The organism is Mangrovimonas cancribranchiae, from assembly GCF_037126245.1.
Classification (GTDB): Bacteria; Bacteroidota; Bacteroidia; order Flavobacteriales; family Flavobacteriaceae; genus Mangrovimonas; species Mangrovimonas cancribranchiae.
The window spans coordinates 885,420-906,444 of the sequence record NZ_CP136925.1 but is presented as its reverse complement, the minus strand read 5'-3'; the positions used below and the strand labels follow the sequence as shown (position 1 = coordinate 906,444).

Genomic DNA, 21,025 nt, shown 5'->3' with positions numbered 1-21,025 from the left:
ATGTTTTAACGTAATAACACTTCAAAAAAAATATCATAATGATAGATAAACAACATATTATAGATCGATTTGTAAGCTATGTTACAATAGATACCGAGTCCGACCCAAAATCTAACACCACACCAAGCACTGAAAAACAATGGGATTTAGCTAATAAATTAGTTGAAGAACTTAAAGCTATTGGATTATCCGATGTAACTATCGATGAGAATGCATACATCATGGCAACCCTACCAAGTAATGTAGATCACAAAGTTCCTGCTATTGGCTTTGTATCGCATTTTGATACGTCTCCAGATTTTACAGGTGCTAACGTAAATCCTAAAATAATTCCGAATTACGATGGTAACGACATTCTTTTAAATAAAGAAGAAGGTATCGTATTATCGCCAGATTATTTTGAAGACTTAAAACTTTACATTGGGCAAACGCTTATCACTACTGATGGCACCACACTTCTTGGCGCCGATGATAAAGCTGGGATTTGCGAAATTGTTTCGGCTATGGAATATTTAATTCAACACCCCGAAATAAAACATGGCGATATAAAAGTTGGGTTTACTCCCGATGAAGAAATAGGCCGTGGTGCTCACAAATTTGATGTTGAAAAATTTGGAGCAGAATGGGCTTATACCATGGATGGTAGCCAAGTAGGCGAATTGGAGTACGAAAACTTTAATGCTGCTGGCGCTGTGGTGACCGTAAAAGGTAAAATTGTACATCCTGGCTATGCTAAAGGAAAACTGGTAAATTCTATGTACATTGCCACAGAATTTATTAATTCGTTACCAAGACTAGAAACACCAGAACATACCGAAGGCTATCAGGGCTTTTTTCATTTACATAATATGAAAGGGGCTGTTGAAAAAACGACTTTAGAATATATTATTCGCGATCATGATAAAAGCCACTTCGAAGCACGCAAAGAAGTCATGCTAAAACTGGCCGAAGAATTAAACACCCAGTACGAAAAAGAAGTAATTAATATTGATATTAAAGATCAATACTTTAATATGAAAGAAAAAGTAGAACCAGTAATGCATATTGTAGATATTGCAGAGGAAGCTATGAAACAACTGGACATTGAGCCAATCATTAAACCTATTCGTGGTGGTACCGATGGTTCCCAGTTAAGCTATATGGGATTACCGTGTCCTAACATATTTGCTGGCGGGCACAATTTCCATGGACGCTACGAGTATGTTCCTGTAGAAAGTATTATAAAAGCGACACAAGTTATTTGTAAAATTGCCGAACTAACTGCTGAAAAATATAGCAATTAAAGTTATTCATATTCTTTATAAAGTAAAAAAGCACAACAGTAATTGTTGTGCTTTTTTTAATATACTTACAATTAAATTCTAGAATCTATAGCTTAAAACAGCTGCAAAATTCCTAGGGTCGGTTTGGTTTATATAACGTGTTCTGTAGGCATTGTATCCTATTTCATTAAACACATTATTTAGCAATACTCTAACATTCCAGTGATTATTAAATTGATATGCTGCCTGTATATTAGTTAACATATAAGCATCTACATTAAATGGCTTTTGGTTTGGTACAATACCTTCGTGAGTAACAGCACCAGCACTCCAATCGTTTATTGGTCGCTCGCCTGTGTAATATACACCAGCTCCTAGTGATAAACCTTCTAGCTTTTGTTTAAAGCTATAATTAGCGTAAGCATTAAACGTATGTCTTGGTGTATTTAATGGTGCCGAACCGTAAACAAACGAAGTGTGTTCTTTATATTGCGCATCTATATAAGAGTATCCTGTAATAACTTCAAGGTTATCTAAAATACGACCACTTAATTCAACCTCGATTCCCTTGCGTTCATCATTTCCTCCTTTTTGGTAAAATCCTGTTGCCACCCAGTTTTCATCGTAAACAGGTAAGTTAATATCCTTGTTATTAATTTTAAAGAAGGTAAAGTTAAAACGTAATCTATTATCTAACCAATTGGTTTTAATACCAGCTTCTATTTGATCGAAACGTTCATTACCTAATTCATTTCCATTTTCATCTAATCGTGTAGCCGATCTTGGATTTGAACTATTAGTGTAAGATGCAAAAACGTTAATGTTTTTATATGGTGTTACAATAACTCCTGCTAATGGATTAAATGCATCGCTTTCGGTAGTTTCTGTCTCGGCATCGGTTTGGGTTTTACTATAACGAATCCCAACAAACGACTTTAACCAGTTATTAAATGTAATTACATCTTGTGCTACAAAACCTAAAGCTCTAGATTCGGCTCCTCCAACTCTTGGGGATGAAAAGTTTAAGTCTCCTGGCAAATTGTGGGTGTTAGAAGTAAATACATTAATGGTATCAACAGCTGAAACACTACTTGAATAAGTACTATACTTAGTTGTTCTATAATCAAACCCTACTTGAAAGGTATGTGATATAGAACCGGTTTTTAGCTCGTTACCTATAATATCTACTTGTAAAACAGCATTGTCGTCTTTTCTAGTAGAGGTAGAATACCCACGGCTACGTAAATTATAAATAGGATCTCCTGTTATTTCATCATTCACCACATTTCCTAAACTAGCTCCTTTATCATCTAAGTCTAAATTAGACTTATAATAAGCTGCTTTTAACGTTAACTTGTCATTTAGCTCTCTATTAAAACGTACTGAGAATGTTGTATTTTTTGTTAGTGATTTATCATTTTTAAATCCTAAAAACTGATCGTAAGGTAAATCGTAAATAGCATTAACGTTATTTTCATTTAAGTTTACGGTTCCTACATCTGGAGTTCTACTATCATCAAAATAGTCCATTTCTAATGTTAAAGTCGATTTATCATCAATACGCCATTCTAACGATGGGTTAATATAAAAACGCTCTGAAGAAATTCCTGAACGGAATCCATCGGCACGTTCCAAAGCACCATTAATTCTAAAGGCGACATTTTTGCTCTTTGTTAAAGGGCCGTAAACATCATAAGCGGTTCTTACCTGTCCAAAACTTCCTGCTCGCAACGACACATTACCTCCAAAAGTATATTTTGGTGTTTTAGTTACAATATTTACAACACCACCTGGACTTCCTAAATCGGTAGCAACCCCTTGTGTAATGGCAGAAGAGCCTTTTAATACTTGAATATTATCTACCCCTTGCATGTCGGTTAAAATCCCGGTTCCTCTAAAATCGGAATGTACACGAACACCATTTTTTAAAATAGGAATACCGCGAAAACCACGAGACGACATACTTTCTCTTTTATTACCATAAGTTGCAAACGTATATACACCTGGTACATTTCGTGTCGCTTCCGATATGGTGAGGTTTCCTTGTTGTTCTATTAATTTTTCTGAAACAATAGAAATACTTTGAATTTGCTCGTATGGTGCTAAAGGTAATCTAGTAATAGCTTCAATTTTATCAGGATGCTTATAGCGATTTCCAAAAAGCTCAACAGTATTTAAATTATTATCCATTTCTAGGGTAAAATTCAAAGTCGTATCACCTTTTAAAGTAATTGCTTTTGAGCTTGGTTTAAAACCAATAGCTTGTACTTTAACTACAAGTTCTCCTTGAACTAAGTTATTCAGCCTAAATGCTCCCGAGTCGTTAGTCATAGCACCTATATTAAGCTCTGTAACAAATACACTTGCTCCTGCTATAGAAGCACCATCGGTATCAACCACTTTTCCAGTTATGGTTTGTGCGGTTACATTTTGTATAAAGCATAAGAGACAAAATAGTGTTAGTTTTCGTATCATTATTAAGTTGTTTTTATTTAGATTTACTACAAATACGGCGCAAATATACTATCTGAAACAACTTTAAAAAAGCTTATTTAGATTAAATTTAAATAAATATTTGTAACTCTTTTGTTATAAGAATTTTAGATCTTGTATTTTTATAAAAAAGTCAACAAAACATTATGAAAAAAGCCACATCTGTTGAGGAATACATTGAAAAACAGCCTAGATTCACTAAAGCTTTAAACGTTTTAAGGAATATTATTATTTCTACCGAAGTTGATGAAACATTAAAATGGAATGCTCCTGTTTATACCATAAATGGTAAAAATGTTATCGGGCTTGGTGCCTTTAAAAACCACTTTGGAATCTGGTTTTTTAATGGTGTCTTTTTAAAAGATGAAAAAAAGGTGTTAGAAAAAGCCCAAGAAAAAACAAAAGCATTACGCCAAATGCGATTTGAATCGATTAATGATATAGATAAAACGATTGTTTTAGCTTACGTTAAAGAGGCTATAGAAAATCAAAAATTAGGTAAAGAGCTTAAACCAGAAAGAAAGGGAAAAGACGTTATTATTCCTAAAGAACTAGCACATGCTTTAAAGAGTAATGATACTATGGAAAAGGCTTTTAAAGCCCTTACTCCTGGAAAACAACGAGAATACAGCGATCATATTGCAAGTGCTAAACGTGAGAAAACAAAGCTGTCTAGACTAGAAAAAATAACACCTTTAATTTTAAAAGGTGTTGGGTTACACGATAAATACAAAAACTGCTAAATAAAAAAAGCCGCTCAAAGAAATGAGCGACTTTTTTTTATAATAGTAATTTATGATTACTTCTTTTTTTCTGGGGCGTTAAGTTTTTGGCTCAATTCCATAGAAATGGCAGAGCGTTCATACTTCATTTTTCCCGCTAGGGTTTCAATCACGCAAGTGTGGTCTTTATCGTTTAATTCCACTACTTTTCCGTGTACGCCACTTTTAGTTATAACTTTATCGCCTTTTTTTAATTCGGCAGCAAACTTTTTCTCTTTTTTTTGCTTTTTCATTTGTGGTGCTATCATAAAGAAATAGATAACCACAAACATTAAAATAAAAGGTAATAAACTACTTAGTCCTTCTCCCATATTATTTTACTTGAGGTACTTGTGCTTTTGCTGGTTGTACAGCGTTTGGGTCTGGCTTAACGAAAGCTGTAATTTTAACAGTTTCTTTTCCCGTTTTTGTATTAGCTGTTACAGTAATGGTTTTGTTTACCTTGTTTCTTCCAGAACCGTTAAACTTTACTGTAAATTGTCCAGAATCGCCTGGTTGTAAAGGCTCTTTACTCCAGTCTTTAGGCACTGTACACCCACAAGTACTTTTAATATCTGTTACTACTAATGGTGCTTCACCTGTGTTTGTATATTTAAATACTGTTTCTACAGCTGTTTTACTTTCAATTTCACCAAAATCATGTTCTTGCTTATCAAAACTCATGATAGGGAATTTAGAAGCGTTTGCATCTCTTTCGGCAGCTTCTGCTACATTATTTTCATCAATTTTTTTAGAAGCATCTTCTTTACATGATGTAAAAGCGATCATACATAAAGCTGCTAGTCCTAATACTACTTTTTTCATTGTGCTATTTTTAAAGATTATTTAATAGATTTTTAATTTCAGCGGATAAATGTACTAATTTATTCGTTCTACATCAACCCTCGTCCTGTTTTATTTAATTCGTTTTTTTCTTGTAACTCTTTAACGTACTTATCTAAAATACCATTTATAAAGATACTACTCTTAGGTGTAGAGTACTCTTTGGCGATTTCTAAATACTCGTTTATTGTAACTTTAATGGGTATTGAAGGAAATTTTATAATCTCACAAATGGCCATAATTAGCAACACATAATCAATATCTGCAATTCGGTCTGAATCCCAGTTTTTTGTACGGTCTTCTACTATTTTTCTAAATGTTGTTTGATTTAGAATTGTTTTTTTAAACAAATCTACAGCAAACATTTCATCGTCTTCGTCTTTATATAAGTCTGGTATTACAACCTTTGGATTGGCTGTTGGCTTTAACTTACGTAGCATTTTTAATATGGTGGTGTTTACCAATGGAAAATCGTCTACCCAAGTCATGTTATGATCTTCTAAATAATCGAAAAGCTTATCGTTTGGCGCTATAATTTCGCGATAAATATCAATTACAAAAAACTTGTCTTCCTTAAAATCGGACACTTTCGTTTTCATGTAATCGGCATAAAGTTCGCTAGCTAGAATGTCTTTATAAATAATATCGACATACTCATCGTCCAGATCCCAATGCTTAACTTTATTAGTTTCTAGAGCGTCTTGTAAGGCTTCGTTGTGTAGCAAAAATTGAAGCACTTCGTTATTAACAAACTTTCTATTTGGGTTTTTATCTTCCTCTGTCGCTAGATGTTTTTTCATACTTTTTGACAGATGATCTTCAGATTTTTTTTGAAGTTCAACAAGTAAGGAAAGCATTAATAGATAAAGATTATAGGCTTTATCTAAACTTTGCATTAAGAATTTTTGGTCTTTATTTAGGGCATCGCTTTCGCTACCTTTAAACGCGTAAACCGATTGCATGACCTTGATTCGAATATGTCTTCTATTTAACATTTAAAAGAACTTTATAAATTAAATAAGGCAAAACCCGATTAGGATTTTGCCTTGCAAAAATACTGTTTTTTAAAAAAACTAGCTGTTATTTTCTAGCTTTCTTGTATCAATACGTTTTTGTGCTAAAGCTAACGCTGCTTGATTGGAAGTCATGTTATTAACATCGGCATGATTTAAAATCTCTAGCGTTGTATTGTAAATATTTTCTGTTTTACGCATAATTTCAGCTTTATTATAGCTTTCTAATTCTGCATATACATTAATAATTCCTCCAGCATTGATTAAGAAATCTGGAGCATAAACAATACCTTTTTCTTGAAGTAACTGACCGTGTTTTACTTCGTTTGCTAATTGGTTATTAGCAGCTCCAGCAATAACTTTTGCTTGTAATTTGTTAATGGTATCGTCGTTAATTGTAGCACCTAAAGCACATGGGGCGTAAATGTCCATTTTTTCAGTATAAATATCGTTACCTTCATAAATAGTAACCCCATATTTACTTCTTACAGCTTCTAAACGTTCTTGGTTTATATCGGCTATAGTAACAATGGCTCCTTCTTCTACAAGGTTTTCTACTAAAGCTTCGCCAACATGGCCAATACCTTGTACAAACACTTGTTTACCTTCTAATAAATCTGTTCCATACTTGTATTTAGCGGCGGCTTTCATTCCCATAAAAACCCCATAAGCTGTTACAGGAGAAGGGTTTCCTGCGCCTCCTTTTTCTTCTGAAATTCCTGTAACGTACGGCGTTACTTCGCGTACTAAATCCATATCGCTAGTTTCCATACCAACATCTTCAGCTGTAATGTAACGACCATTTAAAGAATGAACATATTCTCCAAATTTTTTCATTAACTCTGGTGTTTTTTGGGTTTTAGCATCGCCTATTATTACGGCTTTACCACCACCTAAATTTAAACCAGTAATCGCTGATTTGTATGTCATTCCTCTTGATAATCGAAGAACATCGTTTAAAGCTTCCCATTCATTTTGGTAAGTCCACATTCTAGTTCCTCCTAAGGCAGGTCCTAAAGTTGTGTTATGAATTCCTATTATTGCTTTTAAACCTGTATCTTTGTCGCTGCAAAAAACGACTTGTTCGTGGTCATCAAATGAAAGCTGTCCAAATACTGGATCAGCCTTAAGTTCTTTGTTAGTTTTTACCTCTGTTAACATAATTATTATGTATAAGTATTTTTTTAATGCTTTTTGAAATATTCTAAAAACACGGCGCAAAATTAAATCAATATTATTATTTATGCAATAGAGAGTGTATTAAAATGAAAAATTAACAAAAGTATCTATTTATATTGTTAATACTTAAAATGAAAGAATTACAACATCTTAATAAATATTTCCTGAAATATAAGTACCAACTTATCCTTGGTGTTATTATTACAGCCATTGCTCGTGTGTTTTTACTTTTTACACCTAGATTAGTAAGAGAAATTTTCACGGTTGTCGAAAACTGGAATAATGGCATTATTACCGATAAAAGTGTATTTAAAACTGAATTGCTTGAAAATATCCTTTTAATAATTGGCGCGTCCATTATTGCGGGAATTTTTACTTTTTTAATGCGACAAACTATTATTAATGTATCGCGTTATGTTGAATACGACCTTAAAAATGAAGTTTATCAACAATATCAAAAGCTATCTCTTAACTTTTATAAAAAGAACCGAACAGGCGATTTAATGAATCGCATTACTGAAGATGTAAGTCGTGTGAGAATGTATGCGGGACCTGCCATTATGTATAGTATTAATACCATAACTTTATTTGTTATTGCATTAATATATATGTTTAATCAAGCACCAAAATTAACCTTATATACTATTCTACCCTTACCTATACTATCGGTAGCTATTTATAAACTTAGTAAAGAAATTCATAAACGTAGTACTGTTGTACAAGAATACTTATCTAAATTATCTTCTTCTACCCAAGAAACCTTTAGCGGTATTTCAATTATAAAGGCTTATGGATTAGAGTTACAAACCTCTACTAATTTTAATCAACTATCTGAAGAAAGCCGACAAAAACAACTCGACCTCGTTAGAATACGATCGTTTTTCTTTCCTATGATGATTTTACTTATAGGTATAAGTAACTTAATGGTTATTTACATAGGGGGTAAACAATATATAGATGGTGAAATTGAAAGTTTAGGTACCATTGCAGAGTTTATTATATATGTAAACATGCTTACTTGGCCTGTAGCAACTGTGGGCTGGGTAACATCTATAGTACAACAAGCCGAAGCTTCGCAAAAACGTATTAATGAGTTTTTAAAGAAAAAACCTGAAATTTCTAATACGGTCACAGCACCAACACCTATTGAAGGCCATATTACTTTTAAAAATGTATTCTTTACTTACGACGATACTAACATTCAAGCATTAAAAGGAATCTCGTTTACATTAAACAAAGGAAAAACGTTAGCTATTATAGGAAAAACAGGCTCTGGAAAATCAACTATTTTAGATTTAATAGGACGTCTATACGATATTGATAAAGGCGAGATTTTAATTGATGATACGCCTATTAAAAACATCAACCTTACTAGTTTAAGAAATGCTATTGGTTATGTTCCGCAAGATGCCTTTCTATTTTCCGATACCATTAAAAACAACATTACCTTTGGAAAAGAAGACGCTTCTGATGAAGATGTTATAACAGCTGCCAAACAAGCCCAAGTACATAAAAACATCGTGAAGTTTAATAAAGGTTATGATACCGTGCTTGGCGAACGTGGCATCACCCTTTCTGGTGGACAAAAACAACGTGTTTCTATAGCTAGAGCCATTGTTAAAGATCCTAAAATACTCCTTTTTGACGATTCGTTATCTGCTGTAGATACAGAAACCGAAGAAAAAATTCTACATCATTTAAATACGGTATCTAAAGATAAAACTACAATTATTGTTAGCCACCGTGTTTCATCGGTTAAAAGTGCCGACCACATTATCGTTCTAGATGATGGAAAAATCATCCAAGATGGTAATCATAATAGCCTAATTAACAAAGAAGGGTATTACAAAGAGCTCTATCAGAAACAACTAAGCGAAGCCCATTAACCTAAATACTTTCGCAAAAGAAATACATGAATTTGTTGGTTGCTATGATTTTTTTTTAGATTTTTGGACAACTTAATTTTATACGTTTTTAAAAAACAACACGAACTTAAATGACTATGATGGAGAAAGAAGAGATTTTTTCAAAAGTATTGAGAGCAGGTAGAAGAACCTATTTCTTTGATGTAAGATCTACCAAAGCTGGTGATTATTATTTAACCATTACAGAAAGTAAAAAGTTTACAAACGACGATGGTTCTTTCCACTACAAAAAACACAAAATTTATCTTTACAAAGAAGATTTTAGCGAGTTTAATAGTATTCTTCAAGAAATGACCGATTACATTATTAATGAAAAAGGTGAAGAAGTTATTAGCGAAAGACATCAAAAAGACTTTAAAAAGGACTACAACAACGAAGAAAGTGATTCTGAAAATCAGGAAACAGTAACAGCAACTACCGAGAAATTTACCGATGTAGATTTCGATGATATTTAAAAATCACCTTTATTAAAATATTATAAAAACTGCTTCTTTAAGCAGTTTTTTTTATGCTACAACTTAACAGCTAAAAGTGCTATAATTAAAGAAAAAATTAAATAACTTAACCCAAAAGTCCAACTAAAAACACTTCCTATAATACAAGTTAATAGTAATAACCATATAGGCACTAAAGTTATGGCTAAAGCAAACCTAAACGTGGCAACAAACTCTACCTCCTTAATTTTTGGTAATGCATAATAACGCCAAACTAAAAAAGGTAACCATAAATTAAGTTTAAGTAACCATTTAAAAAGAGTAGAAACCACAGTTGGCTTAGCCTTGTATTTTGGTCCATTATAATTTTTAAAACCAGATGCTATAAAAGCATTCACTTGTTCTGGATAACGAAAATTAACGCCTTGCTTTTGTAGACGCTGTAAATTATTTTCATAATCATTAGGCGGAACATGGGTTGTTAACGTTTTTAATTCATCTTGCACTTTTGTTTTTAAAGCTAATGAAGCCGATTGGTCATCTTCACAATCTTTAATAAGTGTTTTTACGTCAATAGGAACACCATAATGCAGTGAAACTTCATCTGGAAAAATAACGCCATCTTGATAATTCAATCCTATAGGAACTAATTTTAAATCTAAATCTGGAGTTACTTTTAAAGTTTCTAAAACAATTCTAGTAAACCCTTTACTTAATGGTCTTACCGTACGATTTATATGATGATTCCCTTCTGGAAATAATGATACTGTTTCGTTATTGCTAAGTAATTTCGTGCATAAATTAAACGTGCCATGATTGTTTTTTATGGTTTGCCAGCCATCTCTAACACGAAATACAGGAAGCATTTGTACGCTTCTTAAAAATTTAGCAACCAAAGGTTTTTTAAACACACTAGCTCGTGTTAAAAAATAAGTAAACCGTTCGCTAGTTGTTGCTATTAGCAAAGCATCAACTAAAGCATTTTGATGATTACATAAAAAGAGTAAAGGTGTGTTTTTGGGTATAGAAGCATGCTTAATTACCTGAATTTTTTTATAATAAAAAAACAAGCCTATTCGCAAATACCATCTTACCGTATGTAACCAAAGTTGTTTCAATGAATTGCAGTTTGTGGTTTTGCCGTTTTAAACGACCAAAAATAGGCTAACACTAATCCAGAAACGATATGCCAAATCCCCCAAAAAGCTGCCATAATTGCCATACCTCCTAGCCCATCAAAAAATGTAAAAATTAAAAGTAACCCTAATCCTGAGTTTTGTATGCCTGTTTCTATGGCTATGGTTTTTTTATCTCTTAAAGATACCTTTAAACTCTTAGCCAAAAACCATCCTAACAAAACAGCTAAAAAATTATGCGTTATTCCTAACAACAATACATGGTCTATATAGCCTGTAAAAACATTTAAGTTTTTAGAAAATGCAATAATAACTATGGCTACAAACACAATAATTGAAAAAGGTTTTAACCATTTTGACAAACGTTGCGCCACCTCAGGCCATGTTTTTCTAACAAACATTCCTAATAGTAAAGGAATACCCAAAATCATTCCAACAAGTTTTAACAAATCAAAAGGATTTAAAGCCACATCTTTTAACAAACCTGCTGTTGGTTGATACAAACTTCCATAAAATTGAAAATTAAATGGTGTCATAACAATCGCTAGAAGTGTTGCAAAAGCTGTTAAACTTACAGATAAAGCAGCATTTCCTTTTGCCAAATGTGTCATAAAGTTTGAAATATTACCACCTGGACAAGCGGCAACCATAAACATACCTAAAGCTATACTTGGTTGCGGATTTACAACATAAACAAATAAAAAAGTAACAAAAGGTAATACAATAAACTGCGAAGCTATACCTAAAAATAACAACTTAGGTTTATGTAGTAAACGCTTAAAATCATCCATCGTGATGCCTAAAGCCACACCAAACATAACTATAGCCAAAGCTATGTTTAAAATCCATAACCCTTGACTATCAAAATTTATTTTTACCTGATCTAATTCCTGCATAAACACTACGACACACAACTTCCGTTAGGAACACGATGTTCTGCACTAAGTAAATACACGTCATTTTCTTTTACAGCACCAACCACTAAACACTCGCTCATAATATTAGCAATTTGCTTCTTGGGAAAGTTCACTACCGCTACAATTTGTTTATGCAACAAATCTTCTTTAGTGTATAATGTTGTTATTTGTGCCGAAGATTTTTTAACACCTAAATCTCCAAAATCTATAGTAAGTTGATATGCTGGTTTTCTTGCTTTAGGAAAATCATCAACAGACAGTATTGTTCCAACACGAAGATCTACTTTAACAAAATCTTCAAAATTTATCGTCTCATTCATTTTTTAAAAGTACAAATATTTACGAAATTTGGACGAAACAAGACACTATGGCACGTACACCTTCTAACATGATTCCTTTAGGAAGTCCCGCTCCAAACTTCACGCTGCAAGATACAGTTTCTGGTGAAAAACTCTCATTAAATAGCCAAAAAGGCACAAACGGCACCCTAATTGTTTTTATTTGCAACCACTGCCCTTTTGTAAAACATATTAATCAAGAATTAAGTCAACTAGCTAAAGATTATAAAAGTAAAGGCATTAATACCATTGCTATTTCTAGTAACGATGTTGATAATTATCCCGATGATGCGCCAGATAAAATGAAGCTAAATGCCATTGAGCAGGAGTTTATATTTCCTTACCTCTACGACGACACTCAAGAAGTTGCTAAAGCCTACAATGCTGCTTGCACACCAGATTTTTATGTTTTTGATAAAGATTTAAAGTTGGCTTATCGCGGACAACTAGATGACTCAAGACCAGGAAATGACATTCCCGTAACGGGCGAAGATATTAGGCATGCACTAAATTGCCTGTTAGACAATAAAGTCAATACAAAACCTCAAAAGCCTAGTATTGGCTGCAACATAAAATGGAAACCAGCATAAAAAAAGCCGCTATTTAGCGGCTTTTTAAATTTATTTTTAGGCTGTAATTACTTAACATCCATAAGTTCAACGTCAAAAACTAAAGTTGCATTTGGTGGAATTACACCGCCAGCACCACGACTACCATAACCTAAATCGCTTGGTATAACTAATCGGGCTTTACTTCCTACGTTTAATAAACCAATACCTTCATCCCATCCTGAAATAACCTGGCCAACACCTACAGCAAACTCCAAAGGTTGATTTCTTTTATAAGAAGAATCGAAAACAGTTCCATCGGCTAATTGACCTTTATAGTGTACTTTTACAGTGCTTCCTTTTTCAGGTTGTTTACCTTCACCTTGTTGAATAATTTGGTAACGTAATCCACTATCTGTTTTCTTAAATCCAGCGGCTAGTTTATCTAATTCAGCTTCTCGTGCAGCTTGTTCTTCAGCAATGCGTTTTTCTCTAGCACCTTCAAATGTTCTAAAAGCTTCAATAGCGTGAAAGTTTTCTGCTGCCTCGCCTACTCTTACTATTTCTAAGGTCTCTATTTTATCACCTTGTGCTATCGCATTAACAACATCCTGGCCTTCAACAACTTTACCAAAAACCGTATGGTTACCATCTAACCATGGGGTTTCTACATGTGTGATAAAAAATTGACTGCCGTTTGTACCTGGTCCTGCATTGGCCATAGAAAGGATACCTGGCGCATCGTGCTTTAAATCTGGATGAAACTCATCATCAAATTGATAGCCTGGATTTCCTGTTCCTGTACCTTGCGGGCAACCACCTTGAATCATAAAATCTGGAATAACACGATGAAACGTTAATCCATCGTAATAAGGATTGCCTTGTTTTTTTGCTGAGTTTTCCATGTTTCCTTCAGCTAAAGCAACAAAGTTACCTACTGTTCCTGGTGTTTTTTCGTATTCTAAAGCGACTAAAATTTCGCCTTTTGTCGTATTAAATTTTGCGTATAATCCGTCTTGCATGTGCTTTATGTTTAATGAGCTGCAAAGATAACAAATACCTATATAAGACGGAAGTTTTAAAAGATAGAATAAACCCCGATGGATTGTTTAATTAGCTACTTCACTTATAAATTTAATGCGATAGAGGCGTAATTCTTCATCGTCGTAATCGCCATCAAACTCATCAATGGCAACATCTATTTTATCGGTTTCGGCTTCCATAAAGTAGTCATGGATTTCTTCCTGCTGATCTTCATCTAGCAAATCATCTACCCAATAATCTATATTTAGTTTGGTTCCAGAATAGACTATGGCTTCCATTTCTTTTATAAAATCGGGCATTTCCATACCTTTTGCCGAAGCAATATCTTCTAAAGGTAATTTTCTATCTATATTTTGTATGATATATAATTTTAATGAGGAATTGCTTCCTGTAGATTTTACAACCATGTCGTCTGGACGACTGATATCATTTTCATCTACATAGTCTGAAATTAACTTAATAAAGTCTTTTCCGTATTTTTTTGCTTTTCCATCGCCTACGCCATGAACATTACTTAATTCTTCTAGTGATACAGGATATTTTAATGCCATATCTTCTAACGAAGGATCTTGAAAAATAACAAACGGTGGAACCCCTAGTTTTTGGGCGTTCTTTTTTCGTAAGTCTTTAAGCATGCGCATTAGCGTTTCATCGGCTACGGCACCGCCTCCTTTTGATGCTGTAATAATTTGACCATCTGAAGTTTCGCTAAAATCGTGGTCTTCGGTCATCATAAACGATTGTGGTGTCTTAATGAAGTCTTGCCCTTTTGGGGGTAACTTAATCACGCCATAGGTTTCGATATCTTTTTTAAGGTAGCCAGCCACTAGAACTTGCCTAACAAGAGCCATCCAATACGGTTTTTCTTTATAATTACCTTTTCCAAAGAATGGTTGGTCATCGGTTTTATGCGATTTAATTAAGGCGTTACCCTTACCTACCAATACATTTACCAAATCTTTAGCTTTGTACTTTTGATTAGTTTTTGCAACAACATCCAATAGTAACTGTACATCGTCTTGGGCTTCGTGTTGTTTTTTAGGATGTCTTACATTATCATCCATATCGCCACCTTCGCCTGTTTCTGTATCAAATGCCTCTCCAAAATAGTGCAGAATAAACTTACGTCTAGACATAGATGTTTCGGCATAAGCAACCACTTCTTGTAATAAAGCATGGCCTATTTCTTGTTCGGCTACGGGTTTTCCTGACATAAACTTTTCTAGCTTCTCTATGTCTTTGTAGGCATAAAAAGCTAAACAATGTCCTTCGCCACCATCACGTCCTGCTCGACCTGTTTCTTGGTAATAACTTTCTATACTTTTAGGAATATCATGGTGAATAACAAAACGCACATCGGGCTTATCTATACCCATACCAAAGGCTATGGTTGCCACAACAACATCAATCTCTTCCATTAAAAACATATCTTGATGTCTGGCCCGTGTTTTAGCATCTAATCCAGCATGATAAGGAACAGCGTTAATGCCATTTACTTGAAGGACTTGTGCTAATTCTTCAACACGCTTACGACTTAAACAATATACAATCCCAGATTTTCCTTCGTTTTGTTTTATAAAGCGAATAATATCGGCATCTACTTGTTTTGTTTTTGGACGAACTTCGTAATATAGATTAGGTCTGTTAAACGATGCTTTAAACGTTTTGGCATCGGTTATTCCTAAATTTTTTAAAATATCTTCTTGTACTTTGGGGGTTGCTGTAGCCGTTAATCCAATAATAGGAATATTATCGCCTATACGTTTAATAATATGCCTTAAGTTACGGTACTCTGGACGAAAATCGTGCCCCCATTCGCTAATACAATGCGCCTCATCAACAGCCATAAAAGAAATAGTTTGCGCTCTTAAAAAGTCTACATGTTCTTCTTTGGTTAAAGATTCTGGAGCCACATATAATAGTTTGGTAACACCATTAGCAATATCTTCTTTAACACGTTTAGTCTCTGTTTTTGTTAACGAAGAGTTTAATACATGGGCAACACCTTCTTGGTCGGATACACCACGAATAGCATCAACTTGGTTTTTCATTAAAGCAATTAAAGGCGATACAACAATAGCTGTTCCCTCTTGCATAAGTGCGGGCAACTGATAACAGAGTGATTTCCCGCCACCTGTGGGCATAATAACAAAAGTGTTTTGTCCCGATAAAATACTTCTTACAACATCTTCCTGTAATCCTTTAAACTTACTAAAGCCGAAATACTTTTTTAGTGCAGCATGTAAGTCAGTTTCTACTAATGCCATGAATCAATTTTAATATTTTAATTTAAAAAACGTTAAAAACACATGGCAAGTTCATGAATTAGCCAAGCATTTTTAAAACACTCTTGATTTTTTATTTAGCTTTGCATCAAGTAAGAACAAACTAAGTTTTCAAGAGTTTGAACTACTTTAAAGATAATAAAATCTTTAAAAGCGTCAACTTAAAAAATTAATAAATTTTGAACAATAAAAATTCCATCATTAAAACGGCACAAAATACTATTATTGAAGAGAGTAATGCCGTACGCCACTTATCGAGTTTAATTGATGATGACTTTGTAAAAATAGTCGAATTAATTTACAGCTCAAAAGGTCGGGTTGTTATTACAGGTATTGGAAAAAGTGCCATTATTGCTACAAAAATTGTGGCAACCCTTAACTCTACTGGGACACCTGCTGTTTTTATGCACGCTGCCGATGCGATTCATGGTGATTTAGGATTAATTTTAGAAGACGACGTTGTTATTTGTATTTCTAAAAGTGGTAATACGCCTGAAATTAAAGTTTTAGTACCTCTTATTAAAAATGCTAAAAATAACATGATTGCATTAACAGGCAATAAAGATTCTTTTTTAGGGCAACAAGCCGATTATATTTTAAATGCATTTGTAGAGAAAGAGGTTTGCCCAAATAATTTAGCCCCAACTACTAGCACAACAGCACAGTTGGTTATGGGCGATGCGCTAGCGGTTTGCTTATTAGAACTTAGAGGGTTTTCTAGTAAAGACTTTGCAAAATACCATCCTGGAGGTGCTTTAGGAAAAAAATTATATTTACGCGTAAGTGATTTATCTGAAGTAAACCAAAAACCTAAAGTAACCCCAGAAACATCCTTAAAAGATGTTATTATAGAAATTTCTGAAAAAATGTTAGGTGTTACAGCCGTTGTTGAAAACAATAAAATTACAGGTATTATTACCGATGGCGATTTAAGACGTATGCTTAGTAAAACCGATGATTTTTTAGCCTTAAAAGCTAGTAATATTATGGGCACCAACCCCAAACGTATTCACGCCGAAGCTCTAGCCGTAGACGCCATGGAACTTATGGAGGAAAACGGTATTTCGCAATTACTTGTTGAAGATAATGACGGGAATTATGCTGGTGTGGTACATGTACACGATTTAATAAAAGAAGGCATTATATAATGGCAAAAAAGCAGGTAGACGACATGTCGTTTTTAGACCATCTAGAAGATTTAAGATGGCACCTTATAAGAGCGACAGTAGCCATATTAATGGCAGCAACAGTAGCATTCATTTTTAGTAGGGACATTTTTGAGCATATCATTTTTGCGCCATTAGACATGGGATTCCCTACCTATAACATGCTATGCCAAACAGCAAAATTAATTAATGTAGACACTACATTTTGTAATGACACTTTACCGTTAATTATTCAAAACCGTACCATGGCTGGGCAATTTTCTGCCGATATCTGGACAGCTATTTTTAGCGGATTGGTTATTGCTTTCCCATATGTTGTTTACCAATTTTGGCGCTTTTTAAGCCCTGGTTTACACCCTAACGAACGCAAACACTCTAGAGGGTTTATCATTATTTCCTCTTTACTATTTTTTATAGGTGTTTTATTTGGGTATTACATTGTAACACCATTATCTATAAATTTCTTAGTCAATTACAATATCTCCGAAATGGTAGATAACCAAATTGATATTAGCTCATATATTTCATTAGTACGTTCTTCGGTATTGGCTTCTGGAATTATTTTCGAGCTTCCTATCATTATCTATTTTTTAACAAAAATAGGCTTGGTAACACCCCAAGGCATGAAAAAGTATAGAAAATTCGCCTTAGTTATTGTACTCGTGTTATCGGCCATTATTACACCGCCAGATATTGCCAGTCAAGTTATTGTAGCCATTCCTATACTAGTGCTATACCAAGTAAGTATTTATATTTCTAAAGTAGTTGTAAAACGCGATCAAAAACAACGCAAATAATATGTCCGATTTAATAAACGATTTTAACGCCTATCGCTCAAAAATGAATGAGCGCATATTAGAGGATAACAATAAAGTACTTAAACGTATTTTTAACCTAGATACCAATGCTTTTTACGAAGGTGCCTTAGATAAAAAAACCAAAGAGTTATTAGGCCTAGTTGCATCTACCGTTTTAAGATGCGACGATTGTGTTAAGTATCACCTAGAAGGTTCTGTAAAAGCAGGAGCTTCCAAGGCTCAAATTGTAGAAACATTAAGTATTGCTACTCTTGTTGGCGGAACCATTGTAATTCCTCACCTAAGAAGAGCTTACGAATACTTAGAAGCTTTAGAAGACCAACGTTAAACTTATAATAAACCTTAAGCGTTAAAAAGCAATCTCTTTTGTTTTTACTATTTTAGCGATTATACATGAATACACTATGAAGCTAAAAGCCGAAAATTTAATGAAGTCCTATAGCGGACGTAAAGTGGTGAAAAATGTCTCTTTAGAAGTTAATCAAGGAGAGATTGTAGGATTACTTGGGCCTAATGGTGCTGGAAAAACCACGTCTTTTTATATGATTGTAGGCTTAGTGAAACCTAATGGTGGAAACATTTTTCTAGACCAAACCAATATTACCAACTACCCCATGTACAAGCGTGCACAAAGTGGTATTGGGTATTTGGCGCAAGAAGCTTCGGTATTTAGAAAATTGAGTATTGAAGACAATATTTTAAGTGTGCTACAACTTACCAAACTAAGCAAAAAAGAACAGCACATGAAAATGGAAGCGTTAATTGAAGAGTTTGGTTTAGGGCACATACGAAAAAACCGTGGCGACTTATTGTCTGGTGGTGAGCGTCGTCGTACCGAAATTGCACGAGCTCTTGCTACAAACCCTAGTTTTATTTTATTAGATGAACCGTTTGCTGGTGTAGACCCTGTGGCCGTTGAGGATATTCAGCGTATTGTCGCGCAACTTACCGAAAAAAATATAGGGATTCTTATTACCGATCACAATGTGCAAGAAACCTTAGCTATTACCGATAGAACTTACTTAATGTTCGAAGGACGTATTTTAAAAGCAGGAAAACCTGAAGAATTGGCTAGCGACGAAATGGTTCGTAAAGTGTATTTGGGTCAGAATTTTGAATTGCGTAAAAAGAAAATTAGAAATAATTAATTTATCTTTTAAACTTTTTAATAACATACTTAACGCCACTTACAACAAGTAATACAAGTACGCCAACGCCCAATCCTATTAAAAAATCTCTTATTAATTCTGGCCATGACGCCATGATATGATGTAACGCCTCTATATTATGCACAAAAATGCCGCCTGCAACCAACAATAATGCTATTGTTCCTATAACCGATAAACTTTTTACAATTAACGGCAATGCTTTTATTAAGCCTTGACCAACATGATAACCTATCGTTTTTTGGCCATTACTAGACGTGACTAATCTTAGCCCTAAATCGTCCATTCTAACAATAAGTGCCACTATACCATAAACACCAACAGTAGCAATTAAAGCTACAATAGAAACTACTAAAATTTGTACTGTTAAAGTTTGCTCCATAACAGTTCCTAAGGCAATAATAACAATTTCCACCGAAAGAATAAAATCGGTAAAAATAGCCGATTTCACTTTCTGCTTTTCAAGAGTATTAGCATCATCTGTCGTATTTGCTTCTTTATGTGTCTCGTGTTTAGGATGCGGTACAAGGTATTCGTGAATTTTCTCTGCACCTTCATAAGCTAAATACAATCCGCCCAAAACTAAAATAACGGTTACCATCCATGGTACATAAGCACTAAGCAGAAAAGCAATAGGCAAAATAATTATTTTATTTAAAAAGGAGCCTTTTGTAATAGCCCATAAAACAGGGAGTTCTCTGGAAGAAACAAAACCTGAAGCTTTTTCGGCATTTACAGCCAAATCATCGCCTAAAATACCTGCCGTCTTTTTGGTAGTTACTTTACTCATAACCGCCACATCGTCCATAAGGGCAGCTATATCATCTAAAAGGGCAAAAAAACCTGATGCCATAAATAAACGTTCTTTTTGGGGGAATTAAACCTGTTTTGAATTAGCCATAAGAGACATGGCAATATAACTTAAAATGATTAGTGGAATTCCAGCAAATTGAAAAACAATTAAAAAGACCACACTTAATATGATAAAAATATATCTAATACCATTGGCCTTAAACGACCAGTCTTTAAACTTTAATGCAAACAAACGAATAGGACTTACCAACAAATAACTACTTAGCAACGTCAGGCCTAATAAAAACCAAACATTTACAATAATACTATTCATCGCATCGCTTTTTTGGAATTCAATAATTAACGGCAACGACAAAATTAATAAGGCATTAGCTGGTGTTGGCAACCCTTTAAAAGTTGTTTGTTGTTCTTCATCTACATTAAATTTAGCTAGTCTGTAAGCAGAAGCTAACGTTATTAAAAACCCTATTAACGCTATGGGTGCAAATGTAAAGTCGTGCCAGTGTATAGCGTCTCCCCAATCATTCGATAAGGTCGCTAAAGCGGTTTGATCGCTTGCTAAAGTTAATAATCGAAACATAACAATTCCTGGAACCAAGCCGCTTGTTACCAAATCGGCCAAAGAATCTAGTTGTACTCCCAAGCTACTTTGCACGCCTAACAGTCTGGCCGCAAAACCATCAAAAAAATCAAAGAAAATGCCAGCAAAAACAAAAAAACTTGCCGCTACAAAGTTATTATTTACAGCCAATACCACTGCCAAACAGCCACAAAATAAATTTAACAATGTAATGATATTAGGAATGTGCTTTTTCATAAAAACTGCATTTTAGTATGTAAAAATACTAAACTATTTACGTCTAAAACAAAAACCAAACAATATC

At 34.0% G+C, this 21,025-nt stretch carries 21 protein-coding genes; 9 read left to right on the top strand and 12 right to left on the bottom strand.

Annotation, left to right across the window (positions count from 1 at the left end):
- Positions 1-38 precede the first annotated feature (38 nt).
- Positions 39-1,283 (top strand): peptidase T, encoded by a 1,245-nt coding sequence (gene pepT / locus R3L15_RS04030; protein ID WP_338733379.1) that lies wholly within the window; start codon positions 39-41, stop codon positions 1,281-1,283.
- 78 nt (positions 1,284-1,361) lie between these two features.
- Here the strand turns inward: pepT and R3L15_RS04025 are convergent, their stop codons facing one another.
- Positions 1,362-3,737, bottom strand: a complete 2,376-nt coding sequence (locus R3L15_RS04025; protein ID WP_338733378.1) for a TonB-dependent receptor — start codon at positions 3,735-3,737, stop codon at positions 1,362-1,364.
- A gap of 164 nt (positions 3,738-3,901) precedes the next feature.
- On the opposite strand from R3L15_RS04025, the gene R3L15_RS04020 reads away from it, so the two are divergent.
- The gene (locus R3L15_RS04020; protein WP_338733376.1) at positions 3,902-4,498 is read left to right on the top strand and encodes a DUF1801 domain-containing protein; all 597 of its coding nucleotides are present in this window, start codon (positions 3,902-3,904) and stop codon (positions 4,496-4,498) included.
- A gap of 56 nt (positions 4,499-4,554) precedes the next feature.
- Here R3L15_RS04020 and yajC read toward each other — a convergent pair whose 3' ends face one another.
- The 4 genes from yajC to R3L15_RS04000 all read right to left on the bottom strand — a co-directional run bounded on the left by yajC (position 4,555) and on the right by R3L15_RS04000 (position 7,533).
- Positions 4,555-4,848 carry a preprotein translocase subunit YajC gene (gene yajC, locus R3L15_RS04015; protein WP_338733375.1) on the bottom strand — a complete coding sequence of 98 codons (294 nt, stop codon included), beginning with the start codon at positions 4,846-4,848 and terminating at the stop codon, positions 4,555-4,557.
- A gap of 1 nt (position 4,849) precedes the next feature.
- Positions 4,850-5,341, bottom strand: a complete 492-nt coding sequence (locus tag R3L15_RS04010; protein WP_338733374.1) for a DUF1573 domain-containing protein — start codon at positions 5,339-5,341, stop codon at positions 4,850-4,852.
- Positions 5,342-5,409: 68 nt separating this feature from the next.
- Complete coding sequence (gene nusB / locus R3L15_RS04005) at positions 5,410-6,354, bottom strand: transcription antitermination factor NusB (RefSeq protein ID WP_338733373.1); 945 nt, start codon at positions 6,352-6,354, stop codon at positions 5,410-5,412.
- 78 nt (positions 6,355-6,432) lie between these two features.
- Positions 6,433-7,533, bottom strand: coding sequence for a Glu/Leu/Phe/Val dehydrogenase (locus R3L15_RS04000; RefSeq protein WP_338733372.1), 1,101 nt, complete (start codon positions 7,531-7,533; stop codon positions 6,433-6,435).
- Between the two features lie 149 nt (positions 7,534-7,682).
- Here R3L15_RS04000 and R3L15_RS03995 point away from each other — a divergent pair, with 149 nt between their 5' ends.
- Together R3L15_RS03995 and R3L15_RS03990 are read left to right on the top strand one after the other, a co-directional pair.
- Positions 7,683-9,437, top strand: a complete 1,755-nt coding sequence (locus R3L15_RS03995) for an ABC transporter ATP-binding protein (protein WP_338733371.1) — start codon at positions 7,683-7,685, stop codon at positions 9,435-9,437.
- A 116-nt stretch (positions 9,438-9,553) separates the two neighbouring features.
- A complete protein-coding gene (locus R3L15_RS03990) occupies positions 9,554-9,931 on the top strand; it encodes a PUR family DNA/RNA-binding protein (protein WP_338733370.1) in 378 nt (125 codons plus the stop codon).
- A gap of 56 nt (positions 9,932-9,987) precedes the next feature.
- On the opposite strand, the gene R3L15_RS03985 is transcribed toward R3L15_RS03990, so the two are convergent.
- From R3L15_RS03985 to R3L15_RS03975, 3 genes are read right to left on the bottom strand one after another with little or no spacing between them, the layout of a single operon-like run.
- Complete coding sequence (locus R3L15_RS03985) at positions 9,988-11,028, bottom strand: lysophospholipid acyltransferase family protein (protein WP_338733369.1); 1,041 nt, start codon at positions 11,026-11,028, stop codon at positions 9,988-9,990.
- On the bottom strand, positions 11,025-11,942 hold the full coding sequence (locus tag R3L15_RS03980) for a bile acid:sodium symporter family protein (protein WP_338733368.1): 918 nt from the start codon (positions 11,940-11,942) through the stop codon (positions 11,025-11,027). The genes R3L15_RS03985 and R3L15_RS03980 overlap by 4 nt, the downstream gene beginning before the upstream one ends.
- A 5-nt stretch (positions 11,943-11,947) precedes the next feature.
- Positions 11,948-12,283 (bottom strand): tRNA-binding protein, encoded by a 336-nt coding sequence (locus R3L15_RS03975; RefSeq protein WP_338733367.1) that lies wholly within the window; start codon positions 12,281-12,283, stop codon positions 11,948-11,950.
- A 47-nt stretch (positions 12,284-12,330) separates the two neighbouring features.
- On the opposite strand from R3L15_RS03975, the gene R3L15_RS03970 reads away from it, so the two are divergent.
- Entirely contained in the window at positions 12,331-12,891 is a 561-nt protein-coding gene (locus tag R3L15_RS03970; protein WP_338733366.1) for a thioredoxin family protein, read from the top strand.
- A gap of 47 nt (positions 12,892-12,938) precedes the next feature.
- Here the strand turns inward: R3L15_RS03970 and R3L15_RS03965 are convergent, their stop codons facing one another.
- Together R3L15_RS03965 and recQ are read right to left on the bottom strand one after the other, a co-directional pair.
- Positions 12,939-13,871 carry a peptidylprolyl isomerase gene (locus tag R3L15_RS03965; RefSeq protein WP_338733365.1) on the bottom strand — a complete coding sequence of 311 codons (933 nt, stop codon included), beginning with the start codon at positions 13,869-13,871 and terminating at the stop codon, positions 12,939-12,941.
- An 87-nt stretch (positions 13,872-13,958) separates the two neighbouring features.
- Positions 13,959-16,160 carry a DNA helicase RecQ gene (gene recQ, locus R3L15_RS03960; RefSeq protein ID WP_338733364.1) on the bottom strand — a complete coding sequence of 734 codons (2,202 nt, stop codon included), beginning with the start codon at positions 16,158-16,160 and terminating at the stop codon, positions 13,959-13,961.
- 197 nt (positions 16,161-16,357) lie between these two features.
- On the opposite strand from recQ, the gene R3L15_RS03955 reads away from it, so the two are divergent.
- The 4 genes from R3L15_RS03955 to lptB all read left to right on the top strand — a co-directional run bounded on the left by R3L15_RS03955 (position 16,358) and on the right by lptB (position 19,310).
- Positions 16,358-17,326 carry a KpsF/GutQ family sugar-phosphate isomerase gene (locus R3L15_RS03955; RefSeq protein WP_338733363.1) on the top strand — a complete coding sequence of 323 codons (969 nt, stop codon included), beginning with the start codon at positions 16,358-16,360 and terminating at the stop codon, positions 17,324-17,326.
- Positions 17,326-18,141, top strand: a complete 816-nt coding sequence (tatC, locus tag R3L15_RS03950) for a twin-arginine translocase subunit TatC (protein WP_338733362.1) — start codon at positions 17,326-17,328, stop codon at positions 18,139-18,141. The genes R3L15_RS03955 and tatC overlap by 1 nt, the downstream gene beginning before the upstream one ends.
- A 1-nt stretch (position 18,142) precedes the next feature.
- Complete coding sequence (locus R3L15_RS03945) at positions 18,143-18,490, top strand: carboxymuconolactone decarboxylase family protein (protein WP_338733361.1); 348 nt, start codon at positions 18,143-18,145, stop codon at positions 18,488-18,490.
- A gap of 76 nt (positions 18,491-18,566) precedes the next feature.
- Entirely contained in the window at positions 18,567-19,310 is a 744-nt protein-coding gene (lptB, locus tag R3L15_RS03940; RefSeq protein WP_338733360.1) for an LPS export ABC transporter ATP-binding protein, read from the top strand.
- A gap of 1 nt (position 19,311) precedes the next feature.
- Here the strand turns inward: lptB and R3L15_RS03935 are convergent, their stop codons facing one another.
- Together R3L15_RS03935 and R3L15_RS03930 are read right to left on the bottom strand one after the other, a co-directional pair.
- A complete protein-coding gene (locus tag R3L15_RS03935; protein WP_338733359.1) occupies positions 19,312-20,181 on the bottom strand; it encodes a DUF808 domain-containing protein in 870 nt (289 codons plus the stop codon).
- Positions 20,182-20,205: 24 nt separating this feature from the next.
- Positions 20,206-20,958, bottom strand: coding sequence for a CDP-alcohol phosphatidyltransferase family protein (locus R3L15_RS03930; RefSeq protein ID WP_338733358.1), 753 nt, complete (start codon positions 20,956-20,958; stop codon positions 20,206-20,208).
- Positions 20,959-21,025 lie beyond the last annotated feature (67 nt).

Excerpts from the sequence above, each read along its gene's own strand:
- R3L15_RS03930 (WP_338733358.1), bottom strand. The coding sequence starts at position 20,958 with ATGAAAAAGCACATTCCTAATATCATTACATTGTTAAATTTATTTTGT.
- R3L15_RS03980 (WP_338733368.1), bottom strand. The coding sequence starts at position 11,942 with ATGCAGGAATTAGATCAGGTAAAAATAAATTTTGATAGTCAAGGGTTA.
- R3L15_RS03970 (WP_338733366.1), top strand. The coding sequence starts at position 12,331 with ATGGCACGTACACCTTCTAACATGATTCCTTTAGGAAGTCCCGCTCCA.
- R3L15_RS04025 (WP_338733378.1), bottom strand. The coding sequence starts at position 3,737 with ATGATACGAAAACTAACACTATTTTGTCTCTTATGCTTTATACAAAAT.
- R3L15_RS03990 (WP_338733370.1), top strand. The coding sequence starts at position 9,554 with ATGATGGAGAAAGAAGAGATTTTTTCAAAAGTATTGAGAGCAGGTAGA.
- R3L15_RS03975 (WP_338733367.1), bottom strand. The coding sequence starts at position 12,283 with ATGAATGAGACGATAAATTTTGAAGATTTTGTTAAAGTAGATCTTCGT.
- R3L15_RS03995 (WP_338733371.1), top strand. The coding sequence starts at position 7,683 with ATGAAAGAATTACAACATCTTAATAAATATTTCCTGAAATATAAGTAC.
- R3L15_RS04020 (WP_338733376.1), top strand. The coding sequence starts at position 3,902 with ATGAAAAAAGCCACATCTGTTGAGGAATACATTGAAAAACAGCCTAGA.
- yajC (WP_338733375.1), bottom strand. The coding sequence starts at position 4,848 with ATGGGAGAAGGACTAAGTAGTTTATTACCTTTTATTTTAATGTTTGTG.
- recQ (WP_338733364.1), bottom strand. The coding sequence starts at position 16,160 with ATGGCATTAGTAGAAACTGACTTACATGCTGCACTAAAAAAGTATTTC.
- tatC (WP_338733362.1), top strand. The coding sequence starts at position 17,326 with ATGGCAAAAAAGCAGGTAGACGACATGTCGTTTTTAGACCATCTAGAA.
- nusB (WP_338733373.1), bottom strand. The coding sequence starts at position 6,354 with ATGTTAAATAGAAGACATATTCGAATCAAGGTCATGCAATCGGTTTAC.
- pepT (WP_338733379.1), top strand. The coding sequence starts at position 39 with ATGATAGATAAACAACATATTATAGATCGATTTGTAAGCTATGTTACA.
- R3L15_RS03945 (WP_338733361.1), top strand. The coding sequence starts at position 18,143 with ATGTCCGATTTAATAAACGATTTTAACGCCTATCGCTCAAAAATGAAT.
- lptB (WP_338733360.1), top strand. The coding sequence starts at position 18,567 with ATGAAGCTAAAAGCCGAAAATTTAATGAAGTCCTATAGCGGACGTAAA.
- R3L15_RS04010 (WP_338733374.1), bottom strand. The coding sequence starts at position 5,341 with ATGAAAAAAGTAGTATTAGGACTAGCAGCTTTATGTATGATCGCTTTT.
- R3L15_RS03935 (WP_338733359.1), bottom strand. The coding sequence starts at position 20,181 with ATGGCATCAGGTTTTTTTGCCCTTTTAGATGATATAGCTGCCCTTATG.
- R3L15_RS04000 (WP_338733372.1), bottom strand. The coding sequence starts at position 7,533 with ATGTTAACAGAGGTAAAAACTAACAAAGAACTTAAGGCTGATCCAGTA.
- R3L15_RS03965 (WP_338733365.1), bottom strand. The coding sequence starts at position 13,871 with ATGCAAGACGGATTATACGCAAAATTTAATACGACAAAAGGCGAAATT.